Here is a 14,138-nt window from a genome sequence, read left to right on the forward strand (position 1 = left end):
GGAGCCCACCGGGTAGGAGCGATTAGGCTGGCCGTCGATGAACCACGACCACAGATTCACCGGCCAGGCCACCAAAGCGATCCACGCGGGCTACCGCCCCGATCCGGCGACCGGCGCCGTCAACGCCCCGATCTACGCCAGCAGCACCTTCGCCCAGGACGGGGTCGGTGGGTTGCGCGGCGGCTTCGAGTACGCCCGCACCGGCAACCCGACCCGGGCCGCGCTGGAAGCCTCCCTGGCGGCGATCGAGGAGGGTGCGTTCGGCCGCGCGTTCAGTTCCGGGATGGCCGCCAGCGATTGTGTGCTACGCGCCGTCCTGCGCCCCGGCGACCATGTCGTCATTCCCGACGACGCCTACGGCGGCACCTTCCGGCTGATCGATAAGGTCTTCACCCAATGGGGCGTCCGGTACACGCCGGTGCCGTTGTCCGATCTGGACGCGGTGCGCGCGGCGATCACCCCGCAGACCCGGTTGATCTGGGTGGAGACGCCCACCAACCCGCTGCTGTCGGTCGCCGACATTGCCGGCATCGGCCAGCTGGGTGCCGATGTCAAGGCAAAAGTATTGGTGGACAACACGTTTGCCTCGCCGGCGTTGCAGCAACCGCTGACGCTGGGTGCCGATATCGTGCTGCACTCGACCACCAAATACATCGGCGGCCACTCCGACGTCGTCGGCGGCGCGGTGGTCACCAACGACGAAGAACTGGATCAGGCGTTCGCCTTCCTGCAGAACGGCGCGGGTGCGGTACCGGGGCCGTTCGATGCGTACCTGACCATCCGCGGCATTAAGACGCTGGTACTGCGGATGCAGCGGCACAGCGAAAACGCCGCTGCCGTAGCGCATTTCCTGGCCGAGCTGCCGGCGGTGAGTGCCGTGCTCTACCCGGGTCTGCCCACCCATCCCGGCCATGCGGTTGCCGCGCGCCAGATGCGCGGCTTCGGCGGCATGGTGTCGCTGCGGATGCGCGGGGGACGGCAGGCGGCCGAGAAGTTGTGCGCCAGGACCGAAGTCTTCATTCTGGCCGAGTCACTGGGCGGGGTGGAGTCACTGATCGAACACCCCAGCGCGATGACGCACGCATCGACGGCCGGCTCACAGCTGGAAGTTCCCGACGACCTGGTGCGGCTGTCGGTGGGCATCGAGGACGTCGCCGACCTGATCGCCGACCTCGAGCAGGCGCTGGGCTGACCGACCGGCCTGACGCCGACTGTGCGTCTCACGACGCGACACGCCGCAGATACGTCGTGCCGTGCACACTGGGCAGGAACTACGAGTGGTACGGCTCCGCGCTGACCAGCGTCACCTCGACGGTGTTACCGCTGGGCACCTTGTAGCTGCGGGTCTCGCCGACCTTCGCGTCAATCAGCGCACCGCCGAGCGGGGAGTTCGGTGAGTAGACCTCGAGTTTGCCGTCGTTAACGCCTTCTTGGCGGGTGGCGATCAGGAAGGTCTCGCTGTCCGACTTGTCGCCGTTGTAGTAGACCTTCACCACCGAGCCGGGCAGCGCGACCCCGGACTGCTTGGGGGCCTCGCCTACCTTGGCGTTGTTGAGCAGATCCTGCAGCTGCCGGATGCGGGCCTCCTGCTGACCCTGCTCCTCCCGCGCAGCGTGGTACCCGCCGTTCTCGCGCAGATCGCCCTCTTCGCGGCGATCGTTGATTTCCGCGGCGATGACCGGACGATTCGCGATCAGCTGGTCGAGCTCGGACTTGAGCCGGTCATGTGATTCCTGGGTCAACCAGGTCACCTGAGTGTCCGTCATCTCGTACCGCTCCTTGTGTTGTCGTTCCGCGTGTCGCGTAAGTCCTCTGATCCGCTTGCTGACGTAAGCGGCTTCCCCCACCCCGGTTGCTGCCAAGTCCCGCGTGCCGAAGGCCTCTAATGCAGCAATACACGGTCCCAGGCAGGACCGTGCATTCACCTATGTTACCACCGCGCTAACAACTGATGACCTGCATCGCCGCAGTTCGGCGTTTGTCGCGCGGTCAGGACGGGCGCAGATACGCGGGTACGTCTGTGCCGCAGCCATATACGTCGGCCATCATCGGCGGCTTGCCGGATTTCAGGGTGGTGGTCACCTGCACCGTCGCCTGGTCGGCGGGAGGCACCAGCACCTCGCGCCGGCCGGTCTCGCTGCCGTCCCTGGCGCGCACCCGCACGATGCACGCCACGGCCCGGGACGGGTCTTTGCGGGTCACGCTGATGATCACCGAGGCCGTTTCGTCATCGATCACCTGGTAGCCCGCCAGCGTGCCGGTGACCGGGGCGGTGCCGATCCGCTGGTAGCCGGCGACGGCGATGCCGATGCCCGCCGCCAGCACCGCCGCGGCGAGCCCGATGACGACTCGGCGCCGTGCTTTGCGCGAAAGCCGGGACCGTCCGTAGCGTGCCTCGGGACGCGGAATCGATTCGTCAGTCAAGCCGTCAGTCTTGCCCTGGGGAGTTGTGGGGTACAGCAGAACTGGAAGTATAGGGAGCACTGAGCAGGGCCGGTGGACGGACTCGTACCCACAGACACAAGGGAGCACGTGAGCAAACTGCGGTTGATGGCGGTGCACGCCCACCCCGACGACGAATCCAGCAAGGGCGCCGCGACTCTCGCCCGGTACGCCGACGAGGGTCATCAGGTGCTGGTGGTGACGTTGACCGGCGGTGAGCGCGGCGACATTCTCAACCCCGCGATGGACCTGCCCGACGTGCGCGGACACATCCATGAGATTCGCCGCGACGAGATGGCCAAAGCGGCCGAGATCCTCGGTGTCGAGCACACCTGGCTGGGCTTCGTCGACTCCGGACTGCCCAAGGGCGACCCGCCGCCGCCACTGCCGGAGGGTTGCTTTGCGCTGGTGCCGCTGGAGGAATCGGTTGCAGCGCTGGTGCGGGTGGTCCGCGAATTCCGCCCGCACGTGATGATCACCTACGACGAGAACGGCGGCTACCCGCACCCCGACCACATCCGCTGCCATGAGGTGTCTGTCGGTGCCTACGAGGCGGCCGGCGACTACCGCCGCTTCGGCGACGCCGGGGAACCCTGGACGGTGTCCAAGCTCTACTACGTGCACGGCTTCCTGCGGGCCAGGATGCAGCTACTGCAGGACGAGTTCGAAAAGCACGGGCAGCAAGGGCCGTTCGACAAGTGGCTCAAGCACTGGCTGCCTGAGCACGACCAGTTCGAGAAGCGGGTCACCACCCGCGTCGAATGCTCGTCGTATTTCGGTCAGCGCGATGACGCGCTGCTCGCGCACGCCACCCAGATCGACCCGAATGCCGAGTTCTTCGCTGCGCCGATCGCCTGGCAGCAGCGGCTATGGCCGACCGAGGAATTCGAGCTGGCCCGGTCGCGGGTGCCGGCCACCCTGCCGGAGACCGATCTGTTCGCCGGAATCGAAGCCGACCGATGAACGCTCTTGTGCTCACCGTGATTGCAGAAGGCGGAACCCGCAACCACGGGCCCGATTTCGGCAAGGCCAGTCCACTGGGGTTGTTGATCGTGGTGCTGCTGGTTGTCGCCACCATCTTCCTGGTGCGGTCGATGAACCGACAGCTCAAGAAGGTCCCCGAATCGTTCGACCGGCAGCACCCCGAGGCCGACCAGGCAGCGGACGAGGGCACCGACGCATTGGACGACCCGCCCGTTCCGCCAGGGGGCGACGGGTCCGCGCGGCCGCCGGGATCGGCTCATGACCCCGGCTGAGGCCGGCCGCAATACGCTCGCGCTCGCCACCAGCCCCTACCTGCGTCAGCATGCCGACAACCCGGTGCACTGGCAGCAGTGGACACCGCATGCGCTGGCTGACGCAGCCACCCGCGACGTGCCCATCTTGCTGTCCATCGGCTACGCCGCCTGTCATTGGTGTCACGTCATGGCGCATGAATCGTTCGAAGATCCCGGGGTGGCCGAGGTGCTGAACGCCGACTTCGTCTGTATCAAAGTGGACCGCGAGGAACGCCCCGACATCGACGCGGTCTACATGAACGCCACCGTCGCGCTCACCGGACAGGGCGGCTGGCCGATGACATGCTTCCTGACCCCGAACGGCCGGCCTTTCTTCTGCGGCACCTACTACCCGAAAGACAGCTTTCTGCAACTGCTTTCGGCGATCAGCGAGACCTGGCGCGAACGCCGTGGTGAGGTGGAGGAGGCCTCGGACCACATCGCCGGTGAGCTGCGCTCGATGAGCGCCGGGTTGCCGGGCGGCGGCCCGGCGGTGGCCCCGGAATTGTGTGATCAGGCGGTGGCCGCCGTGCTGGGTGACCAGGACGTCGAGCACGGCGGTTTCGGTGGCGCTCCGAAGTTTCCGCCGTCGGCGTTGCTGGAGGCGCTGCTGCGCCACTACGAGCGCACCGGGTCGCGGGCGGTGCTGGCCGCGGTGACGCGCACCGGCCGCGCGATGGCCCGCGGTGGCATGTATGACCAGCTGGCCGGGGGCTTCGCCCGCTACAGTGTCGACACCGCCTGGGTGGTGCCGCATTTCGAGAAGATGCTGTACGACAACGCGCTGCTGTTGCGCTGGTATGCACACTGGTTCCGACGCACCGGCGACCCGCTGGCCCGGCGGATCACCGCGCAGACGGCGCGGTTTTTGCTCGACGACCTCGCCGACGGCGACCTGTTCGTCTCCTCGCTGGACGCCGACGCCGACGGCCGGGAAGGCTCGACCTACGTGTGGACGCCGGCCCAGCTGGCCGAAATTTTAGGTCCGGACGACGGCCGTTGGGCGGCAAGGGTTTTCGGTGTCACCGAGGCCGGCACCTTTGAGCACGGCACGTCGGTGCTGCGGCTGTCGGTGGACCCCGACGATCGCCTGGACGAGGTCTGCGAGCGGCTGCTGGCGGCGCGGCGTACCCGGGTCCAACCTGGACGCGACGACAAGGTGGTCACCGCCTGGAACGGGCTGGCCGTCACCGCGCTCGCCGAAGCCGGCGTCGCGTTGAGTGACCCGCAGTTGACCCGGGCCGCGCAGCGTTGTGCGGCCGCGCTGCTGGACTGTCACCTGGTGGACGGGCGGCTGCGCCGCGCGAGCCTGGGCGGGGTGGTCGGCGACAGCGCGGGGATTCTGGAGGACTATGCGATGCTGGCCACCGGCCTGCTTGCGCTCCACCAGCTGACCGCGGAGCCGGCGTCGCTCACCGCGGCCACCGGTCTGCTGGACACCGCGATCGGGCATTTCGCGGATGCGCAGCATCCCGGCCGGTGGTTCGACACCGCCGACGACGCCGAGCAGTTGTTGCTGAGGCCCGCCGACCCGCTGGACGGGGCCACGCCGTCAGGAGCCTCGTCGATCGCCGAGGCGTTACTGACCGCGGCTCACCTGGTGGCTGGCACCCGCGCCGAGCGATATCTACGGCTTGCCGGCCAGACACTGGACGCGCATGCGGTGCTGCTGGCCCGGGCCCCTCGGTCGGCCGGCCATTGGCTGGCGGTGGCCGAGGCGGCGGTACGCGGGCCACTGCAGATCGCCGTCGCCTGCCAGCAGCCCGCATCATTGCTGGCCGAAGCCCGTCGGCTGGCCCCCGGCGGGGCGATCGTTGTCGGCGGCCAGACGGACTCGTCGCCGCTGCTGACCGGGCGGAACCAGGTGGCCGGCGCCGACGCCGCCTACGTGTGCCGGGGCCGGTCGTGTGACCTGCCGGTGACCGACGCGGCGGCACTGGCTACCGCACTGAACGTACCCGGGTAGTAGCGTGCGTCACATGCCAAATGCCGAGCGGGTGCAAGCAATCACCGACACCGTGCATCGCTACATCGCCACGGTGAGCGACGGCACCGCCGAGGACCTGGCGGCCTTCTACGCCGACGACGCCACGCTGGAGGATCCGGTGGGTGGTGAGGTGCACATCGGCACCCGTGCTATCCACGGCTTCTATTCGGCAGTGACCGGCGCGCAACGCGAATGCGAATTGGTCACGCTGCGGGTATCTGGCAACGAAGCGGCCTTCCACTTCCGGCTGACGGTCGCGATGGGCGACAGCAAGATGCGGATCGAGCCCATCGAGACGATGGTGTTCGACGGCGACGGCAAGGTCACCGCGATGAAGGCCTACTGGTCAGCGGCCGACGTGACCCAGCTCTAGAAGACGACGAACCACATCGCGATGTAGTGGCAGATCGCCGCCACCGCGGTGCAGGCGTGGAAGAACTCGTGGTAGCCGAAGGTCCGCGGCCACGGGTCGGGCCACTTGATGGCGTACAGCACGCCGCCGATGCTGTAGAGGGCGCCGCCGACGAACAGCAGCACCATGGCCGTCACGCCGGCGTTGTGCAGGATGGTGCCGGTGTACCAGACCGCGACCCATCCGAGCAGGATGTACAGCGGCACGCCGACCCAGCGCGGCGCCGAAGGCCACAGCATCTTGAGCAGAATGCCGCCGGCCGCACCGCCCCAGACGATCCACAACATCAGTTTCGCCTGGTCGGGAGGCAGGGCCAGGAGCGCGAACGGCGTGTAGCTGCCCGCGATGAACACGAAGATCATCGAGTGGTCCGCGCGCTTCATCCACATCCGGGCGGTCGGGGACTTCCAGTTGACCCGGTGGTAGGTGGCGCTGACCGTGAACATGATGATCGTGGCGAAGGTGTAGAGCATTGTCGCCAGACCGGCCCTGGTGGAATCCACCGCCCACGACACCGCCACCAGCGAGGCGCCCGCGGCGACGGCGGTGCCGGCTGAGTAGACGTGGATCCAGCCGCGGAACCGGGGCTTGGTCAGGACTTTGGCGACGCCCTCGGCGATCTGGTGGGCGGCGCCCTCCACGGCGTCCTGGGCGGCCTGGACCGGCGAGGAGTCGTCCTTGTCCGGCTCAGTGTTCTTGTTCGGCTCAGCGTTGGTGAGCGTGCTGGATTGGCTGCTCATCTGTTCTGCCTCGTCTTGTGTTCGGCCGTTGGGGTCACGGATCAGGGTAGCGAAATCAGCTGAGTGAAACCTGATGACATGACGTGATATAGCCCGAATTCGCCACCGGAAACTGGTGCGGTTCACAGTAGTGTGGATCTTCGTGGAGATCGTCCCGCCGCGGATCAAGGAGCCGTTGTACCGGCTTTACGAGCTACGGCTCCGGCAGGGCCTGGCCGCGTCCAGATCGGAGTTGCCACGGCATATCGCGGTGCTGTGCGACGGGAACCGGCGGTGGGCGCGCAGCCTGGGGTACGACGACGTCAGCGTCGGTTACCGGATGGGGGCGGTGAAGATCGCCGAGATGCTGCGGTGGTGCCAGGACGCCGGCATCGAGATGACCACCGTCTATCTACTTTCCACCGAGAACCTGCAACGCGACCCCGAAGAGCTCGGTGCGCTGATCGAGATCATCACCGATGTGGTCGAGGAGATCTGCGCGCCGGCCAACCGCTGGAGCGTGCGGACCGTCGGAGACCTGGAGTTGCTGGGTGAAGAACCGGCCCGGCGGCTGCGCGACGCGGTGGATTCCACCCCGCAGAACGCCGCGTTCCACGTCAACGTGGCGGTGGGGTACGGCGGCCGGCAGGAGATCGTCGGCGCGGTACGTGCGTTGCTGAGCAAGGAACTCGCCAACGGCGCCTCCGCCGAGGAACTCGTCGAGGTGGTGACGGTTGACGGGATCTCGGAGAACCTCTACACCTCCGGGCAGCCGGACCCCGACCTGGTCATCCGCACCTCCGGGGAGCAGCGGCTGTCCGGCTTCCTGCTGTGGCAGAGCGCCTACTCGGAGATGTGGTTCACCGAGGCGCACTGGCCGGCGTTCCGGCGAGTCGATTTTCTGCGTGCTCTGCGCGACTACAGCATGCGGCATCGCCGGTACGGCAAGTAGCCGACGCCGGCAAATCAGAAGACCGGTCGGTCTACTTCCAGCAACCGTTTGGCTGGCTCTGCGTCGTGCCGTTGCCGTGACACTCCCGAGAAAATTTGTCAATCGCCACTTCGCAATCCCAAGGCGGTAGTGCGGCACACAGCAAACTTTACGCCCGGTCACGGCGGTGTCAGACGAGTCGCTTTCCCTGCTGGTTTCTGACGCTATTGACAATAATTATTCAACTGGCGTCAGTAGGCCGCTCGGTACTGCGAGATAACTGATGAACTGAAAAGTGTTGGCGTACAACACTTTATCGCTCACGTCAGTGACCGTGTGAGTCGACCCACCAAGATGGATAGCTGAAGGTTGAATCCTTCAGGCTCCCGCAAACATCTGCGCGGTTGGCGCGCAGGGGCGCGGAGGCAGTCGTCGAATCGGCGAGATAGAAAAATCTGGAAATTCCCGTTTCAGCATCTGGTGTTTTCGCTTACCGAAGATGTACATTCCCAAACCGAGTGACCTCGTCGGCTATGAACCACAGGAGTTTCAGCGATGTCGTATTTGGTGGCTGCCCCGGATCTGTTCGCCCTCGCCGCGACGAACCTGGAGAGTCTGGGCACGTCGATGTCCGAGGCCCACGGTGCGTGGGCCAGCCCCTTCACTTCGCTGCTGCCGGCGGCCCAGGACGAAGTGTCGGCGGCCATCGCCGCGTTGTTCGGGACGCACGCGCAGGGGTATCAAACGCTGAGCAACCAAGCCCAGGCGTTTCACGAGCAGTTCGTGCAGGCGTTGAACGCCGCAGGTAGCTCCTACGCAAGCGCCGAGGCGGCCGCCGCCAGCCCGCTCGGGCTCGTCGGAGACCTGATCAACGCACCGTCGCAGGCTTTGCTGGGTCGCCCACTGATCGGCAACGGCACCGACGGTGCGGCGGGCACCGGCGCCAACGGTGGTGCCGGCGGATTGCTGTGGGGCAATGGTGGTGCCGGTGGGTCCGGTGCTGTGGGACAGGTCGGCGGTAACGGCGGGGCCGCCGGGTTATTCGGCAGTGGTGGCATCGGCGGTACGGGCGGCGCCGGCGCCCAGGGCGGTAATGGCGGCTCCGGCGGGATCTTGTACGGCAACGGCGGTATGGGCGGTGCCGGCGGCATCGGTGCCGCCGCCGGTCTGACCGGTGGTATCGGAGGCATGGGCGGAAACGCCGGCTTCTTCGGCGCCGGTGGTGCCGGCGGCGTGGGCGGTGCCGGTGGTGAAGGTGACCCGTCGTTGGCCATCGCCGGCGGCACCGGTGGAACCGGGGGACGGGGCGGCAACGGAGGGCTGGTATTCAGCACGGCCGGTGCCGGTGGCGTCGGTGGTGCTGGTGGATTCGGTGGTGACGGTGCGGACGCCGTCGTCGCCGGCGCGACGGGTGGCGGCGGAGGCCAGGGCGGTAATGGCGGTGCGGGTGGTGCCGCCGGTGGCACGGGCATCTTCGGTGCCGGCGGTGTGGGTGGCGCCGGTGGCGTGGCCGGGCTCGGTGGCGAAGGTGGTGACGGCGGCGCTGGCGACATCGGCACCCCCAACGGCGGTGCCGGTGGTGTGGGTGGCAACCCCGGCATCGCCGGTGCAGGCGGGGCGGGTTCACTCGGTGCGGCAAACGGCGCCGCCGGTGCTGCGGCAACCGGCGGCGGTAACGGCGGTACGGGTGGAGCGGGTCTCACCGCCGCCGGTGGCTCCAACGCGGCGGGCGGCAACGGCGGTGTCGGCGGTAATGGCGGGGCGGTCGGTCACGGTGGCGCCGGTGGTGAGGGCGGTGCCGGCGACGGCAGCGGCGCGGGCGGCAAGGGCGGGAACGGCGGCGTGGGTGTGGTCGGCGGGACCGGTGGTGCCGGTGGTGACGGCGGTGCGACCGCGAACGGTGGTGCCGGCGGTGACGGCGGCGCCGGCGTGGCCGGCGCCGCGGGTGCGAACGGGCTCGCCCCCGGTAGTGCAGGCGGTGCTGGAGTGGTCGGTGGCACCGGCGGTGTCGGCGGGGCCGGTGGCCACGGTGGCACGACATCCGGCAACGGCGGTGACGGCGGAGCCGGCGGTGCCGGAGGGCTCGGCGGAGCCGGTGGGACCGGCGCCAAGGGCGCCGACGCGACAGTCGCCGGTGCTACCGGTGGGGCTGGCGGTCTCGGCGGTTCGGGTGGCGCCGGCGGTCAGGGTGGGGCAGGAGGCGCCGCGGGTACCGCGCTGGGTTCCGGCACCGGTGGCGTCACCGGTGTGGGTGGAATCGGTGGTAACGGCGGTGCTGCGGGACTCGGTGGTGACGGCGGGACAGGTGGCGCCGGTAACGCTGCCGTCCGCAACGGCGGCGTAGGCGGCCAGGGCGCCAACGCCGGTGCGCAAGGGGCCGGCGGGGCCGGCGGACTGAACGGCACCGGGACCACCGCCGCAGCAACAGGTGCCGCAGGCGCCGCAGCCCTGACTGGCGGCAACGGCGGCACCGGTGGCGCGGGCTGGAACGCCGTCACGCCAGGGGCTCATGGCGGTAACGGTGGCCGTGGTGGTGCCGGTGGTCTGGTAGGCAACGGCGGCGCGGGCGGCGCCGGCGGCAACGGTGCCATCGGTGCAACCGGCACCGACCCAACCCAAACCGGTGGTGCCGGTGGTACCGGCGGCAACGGTGGTACCGGTGGTGCCGGCGGTGACGCCGGTACGAAGGCGGGCTCTGGCGGGACCGGCGGCCAGGGCGGCATTGGCGGGCAGGGCGGCACCGGCGCAGTCGGCGCCTACGCAGCTGACCCGTCCCAGATCGGCGGTACCGGCGGGGTCGGCGGAGCCGGCGGCCAAGGCGGCGGCGGCGGTCGTGGCGGCCTGGCACAGAACCCGCTCGGCAACCTGGGTGCCGGCGGTGCCGGTGGTGCCGGCGGTGACGCCGGCCTCGGCGGTGACGGCGGTCACGGCGGTAATGGCACCATCACCAACATCCATGGCAGCGCAGGCGGGCTCGGCGGTAACGCCGGCACCGTCGGGGCCGGCGGGGCCGGCGGATTGAACGGCAACGGGACCGTCGCTGCCGCGAATGGCGCCGCGGGCGCCGCGGCCACCAACGGGGGCAACGGCGGTGCCGGCGGCGACGGGTACAACGCCGCCGCGGGCACGGTGACCGGTGCAGCCGGCGGTAATGGTGGCGTGGGTGGCGCGGGTGGCTCGGTAGGCAACGGTGGTGCCGGCGGTGCCGGCGGGGCCGGTGCCGCGGGCGCCCAGGGCGCGACCGGTGGTACGGGTCTGGTTGGCGACACGGGCCAGGCCGGCGGTATCGGCGGTAACGGCGGCGCCGGTGGTGCGGCCGGGTCGCTGGCGGGCAACGGCGGTGCCGGTGGTGCCGGTGGTGCCGGTGGTGACGGCGGTGTCGGTGGCACCGGTGGTGTTGGCGCGGACGGCGCTGACGGCGGAGGGACCGGCGGTACCGGCGGCCAGGGCGGCATCGGCGGGCAGGGTGCCGCCGGCGGTAACGGTGGTATCGGCGGTGCCTCTGCCAAGGGGGTTGCGGGTGCGCTCGGCGCCGGAGGCGCCGGCGGTGACGGTGGCGCGGCCGGTGTCGGTGGCACCGGTGGTCTCGGTGGTGACGGCAACTCGGGCAGCGTCAACGGCGGCACGGGCGGTCAGGGCGGTAACGCCGGTTCCGGTGGGGCCGGCGGGTCAAAGGGCAGCGGCGGCGCCGGTAGTGGTCCGAACGGCGCTACTGGCGCTGCCGCCACCAATGGCGGCGACGGTGGTGTCGGTGGCGACGGTTATGCCGCCGACGCCGGGTCGAACGCCGCCGGTGGTGTGGGCGGCACCGGTGGTGCCGGCGGTGTGCTGGGTAGCGGTGGTGCCGGTGGCCACGGTGGTGCCGGCGACGGCACCGGCGCCGGAGGCGCAGGCGGCCACGGTGGCGACAGCGGGGCGCAGGCCGGCAACGGTGGTGCCGGTGGCACCGGTGGCGCCGGCGGGGAAACAGGTACCGGCGGCATCGGTGGCGAGGGTGGCCTCGGTCGATCGAAGGCGGGTCTCGGCGGTGCTGGCGGTCACGGCGGTGCCGGCGGTGCGACATCTGGTGACGGTGGCGCCGGCGGTGTCGGCGGTATGGGTCAGGCCGGCGGTGGCGCCGGCGGTCACGGCGGTGATGCGGGGGCGAGTGGCAACGGTGGCGCGGGCGGCACCGGTGGTGCGGGTCTGACGGGCGCGGCCGGCGCGGCCGGGGTCGGCTCGGGCGGCGCCGGTGGCGCCGGTGTTGGCGGCGGTTTCGGTGGTGCCGGTGGTGACGGCGGGGCCGGCGGCTCGGTGTCTGGCAATGGCGGCGCAGGCGGTACTGGTGGCGCCGGCGCACAAGGCGGAACCGGCGGTACCGGCGCCAACTCGACGAACCCGACCACAGTCGGTGGCGCCGGTGGTGCCGGCGGCGCCGGTGGTGAGGGTGGCGCCGGCGGTAACGGTGGTACTGCCACGGCGGGAACCCAGGGTGCTGCCGGAGACGGCGGTGCCGGCGGTGCTGCGGGCCTTGGCGGTGACGGCGGCGACGGCGCCAACGGCACGGCGGGCAACATCCACGCCAGCAATGGCGGTAAGGGTGGCGATGCGGGCGCGGTCGGTACCGGTGGCGCGGCGGGCACTGGCTCGACCGTCGGCAACGACGGCGTTGATGGAGCCGATGCCACCAACAGTGGGCACGGCGGTAACGGTGGCAATGGCTTCGACAACGGCGCGAACACCAACGGTGCGGCCGGCGGCAACGGCGGCAAGGGTGGCGCCGGCGGTTCGCACGGTGACGGCGGTAACGGTGGCAGCGGTGGCAACGGCGCGACCGGCACCGCCGGTACTACCAGCGGCACCGCCGGAACCGCTGGCGGTACCGGCGGCCGGGGCGGCGACGGTGGTGCGGGCGGTACTGGCGGATCCGTCCTTGGTGACGCGGGTAATGGCGGCGAGGCCGGAAACGGCGGTAAAGGCGGCCAGGGCGGTAACGGTACAAACGGAACCAGCGGCACCACCGGTGGCGCCGGCGGTAACGCGGGCGGCGGCGGCAAGGGCGGAGACGGCGGCAACGGCGGTGCCGCGGGTACGGCCCTGGGGGCTGGCAACAACGGCACCGCCGGTAATGCCGGCGACGGCGGCGACGGTGGTAACGCCGGGACTGCCGGCATCGGCGGTAACAGCACCGGCAACCGCACCGTCGGCGGTGTCGGCGGTAACGGGGCCGCTGGTGGGGATGCCGGCCACGGTGGTACGGGCGGTACCGGCACCGCGACTACCGACGGTGGCGTTGGTGGTAGCGGTGGCAAGGGTGGCATTGGTTCCGCCGGGGGTACCGGTGGCAACGGTGGCGGTACGACTGGTGGCGCTGGTGGCAACGGTGGTACGGGCGGCAAGGGAGGCGCCGGCGGTAACGCGGGTGCCGGTGGCGATGGCCAGAATGGTGGTCACGCGGGTAGCGCCGGGACCGGTGGCGCCGCCGGCAACGGCGGTACCGGTGGAAATGCCGGTGCTGGCCAAAACAGCAACACGGTTGCTAACAACGCGGGACGAGACGGTGGCGTCGGCGGCAACGCTGGTGCGGGTGGTGCCGGTGGCGATGGCGCGTCCGGTGGCACCGCGATCGGCGGCGGCACCAACGGGGCGGCGAGTGCCGGGGGCAACGGCGGTGCCGGCGGCACCGGCGGGGGCGGCGGTACAGGCGGCAACGGCGGCAACGCATCCAGCGGGTCCAACCCCGGCGGCATCGCCGGCAACGGTGGTGCCAGCGGTGCCGGCGGCGCCGGTGGTGCTGGCGGTAACGGTGGTGCCGGCACCGACACCACCGCAGGCGCAGTCGGTGGCAATGGCGGGCAGGGCGGCTCAGGCGGCACGTCGGGTACCGGCGGTAAAGGCGGCAATGGCATTGGCACCAACCAGAATGGTGGTAAGGGCGGCAATGCCGGTACGGCCGCCTCGGGCGGCATCGGTGGTGCCGGCGGCGACGGCGGCGACGGCAACGGCGGCGGGATCGGTGGAGACGCCGGAAACTCCGGTGCCGGCGGGAACGGCGGTGCCGGCGGCGGCGGTGGCAACCCGACGGGCACCGGCATCGGTGGAGGGGCCGGCAACGGCGCCAACGGTGGCGCGGGCGGCAACCACGCCAGCGGCGGCACGGGCGGAACTGGCCTGGGCGGCGGCACCGACGGCACGGGCGGCACCGACGGTAACCCTGGTACAGGCGGTACCGGCGGTCTCCCGGGCACTCCGGGTACGGGCGGCGTCGCAGGCGCTCCGGGCAGCAACGGGCCGAACGGCACCTAGCAACCAAGCGATATCGGCCACGCGTGCGCGGCCCTCCCAGGCAATATTCCACACACGTCGAACAGCGAACGTCTGACTCTGTAAG

General features: G+C 70.3%; 10 protein-coding genes. 7 read left to right on the plus strand and 3 right to left on the minus strand.

The features are described from left to right. Positions 1-37 precede the first annotated feature (37 nt). Positions 38-1,192: a cystathionine gamma-synthase gene (locus AC5Y6Y_RS10320; protein WP_463828807.1), complete on the plus strand. Its 1,155-nt coding sequence runs from the start codon at positions 38-40 to the stop codon at positions 1,190-1,192. Between the two features lie 79 nt (positions 1,193-1,271). Here the strand turns inward: AC5Y6Y_RS10320 and greA are convergent, their stop codons facing one another. Beyond that, entirely contained in the window at positions 1,272-1,766 is a 495-nt protein-coding gene (greA, locus tag AC5Y6Y_RS10325; RefSeq protein WP_463828808.1) for a transcription elongation factor GreA, read from the minus strand. Between the two features lie 223 nt (positions 1,767-1,989). Further along, positions 1,990-2,424: a DUF4307 domain-containing protein gene (locus AC5Y6Y_RS10330; protein ID WP_463828809.1), complete on the minus strand. Its 435-nt coding sequence runs from the start codon at positions 2,422-2,424 to the stop codon at positions 1,990-1,992. Between the two features lie 108 nt (positions 2,425-2,532). On the opposite strand from AC5Y6Y_RS10330, the gene mca reads away from it, so the two are divergent. Genes mca through AC5Y6Y_RS10350 form a run of 4 tightly spaced genes read left to right on the plus strand, consistent with a single transcriptional unit; the run spans position 2,533 to position 6,079 of the window. Beyond that, positions 2,533-3,405 carry a mycothiol conjugate amidase Mca gene (gene mca, locus AC5Y6Y_RS10335; RefSeq protein ID WP_499929880.1) on the plus strand — a complete coding sequence of 291 codons (873 nt, stop codon included), beginning with the start codon at positions 2,533-2,535 and terminating at the stop codon, positions 3,403-3,405. Next, positions 3,402-3,698: a hypothetical protein gene (locus AC5Y6Y_RS10340; protein WP_499929882.1), complete on the plus strand. Its 297-nt coding sequence runs from the start codon at positions 3,402-3,404 to the stop codon at positions 3,696-3,698. The genes mca and AC5Y6Y_RS10340 overlap by 4 nt, the downstream gene beginning before the upstream one ends. Further along, positions 3,685-5,685, plus strand: coding sequence for a thioredoxin domain-containing protein (locus tag AC5Y6Y_RS10345; protein WP_499929884.1), 2,001 nt, complete (start codon positions 3,685-3,687; stop codon positions 5,683-5,685). The genes AC5Y6Y_RS10340 and AC5Y6Y_RS10345 overlap by 14 nt, the downstream gene beginning before the upstream one ends. A gap of 13 nt (positions 5,686-5,698) precedes the next feature. Next, complete coding sequence (locus tag AC5Y6Y_RS10350) at positions 5,699-6,079, plus strand: nuclear transport factor 2 family protein (RefSeq protein WP_463828813.1); 381 nt, start codon at positions 5,699-5,701, stop codon at positions 6,077-6,079. On the opposite strand, the gene trhA is transcribed toward AC5Y6Y_RS10350, so the two are convergent. After that, the gene (gene trhA / locus AC5Y6Y_RS10355; protein ID WP_463828814.1) at positions 6,076-6,858 is read right to left on the minus strand and encodes a PAQR family membrane homeostasis protein TrhA; all 783 of its coding nucleotides are present in this window, start codon (positions 6,856-6,858) and stop codon (positions 6,076-6,078) included. The two genes, AC5Y6Y_RS10350 and trhA, sit on opposite strands and share 4 nt — an antisense overlap. Positions 6,859-7,000: 142 nt before the next feature. Here trhA and AC5Y6Y_RS10360 point away from each other — a divergent pair, with 142 nt between their 5' ends. Beyond that, entirely contained in the window at positions 7,001-7,789 is a 789-nt protein-coding gene (locus AC5Y6Y_RS10360; protein ID WP_499929912.1) for a (2Z,6E)-farnesyl diphosphate synthase, read from the plus strand. Between the two features lie 534 nt (positions 7,790-8,323). Further along, positions 8,324-14,053 (plus strand): PE family protein, encoded by a 5,730-nt coding sequence (locus tag AC5Y6Y_RS10365; protein WP_499929886.1) that lies wholly within the window; start codon positions 8,324-8,326, stop codon positions 14,051-14,053. Positions 14,054-14,138: the final 85 nt, after the last annotated feature.

Source organism: Mycobacterium sp. NGS24, assembly GCF_059813065.1.

Coding starts and splice junctions, on each gene's coding strand:
- AC5Y6Y_RS10320 (WP_463828807.1), top strand. CDS start 38: ATGAACCACGACCACAGATTCACCGGCCAGGCCACCAAAGCGATCCAC.
- greA (WP_463828808.1), bottom strand. CDS start 1,766: ATGACGGACACTCAGGTGACCTGGTTGACCCAGGAATCACATGACCGG.
- AC5Y6Y_RS10340 (WP_499929882.1), top strand. CDS start 3,402: ATGAACGCTCTTGTGCTCACCGTGATTGCAGAAGGCGGAACCCGCAAC.
- AC5Y6Y_RS10345 (WP_499929884.1), top strand. CDS start 3,685: ATGACCCCGGCTGAGGCCGGCCGCAATACGCTCGCGCTCGCCACCAGC.
- AC5Y6Y_RS10350 (WP_463828813.1), top strand. CDS start 5,699: ATGCCAAATGCCGAGCGGGTGCAAGCAATCACCGACACCGTGCATCGC.
- trhA (WP_463828814.1), bottom strand. CDS start 6,858: ATGAGCAGCCAATCCAGCACGCTCACCAACGCTGAGCCGAACAAGAAC.
- AC5Y6Y_RS10365 (WP_499929886.1), top strand. CDS start 8,324: ATGTCGTATTTGGTGGCTGCCCCGGATCTGTTCGCCCTCGCCGCGACG.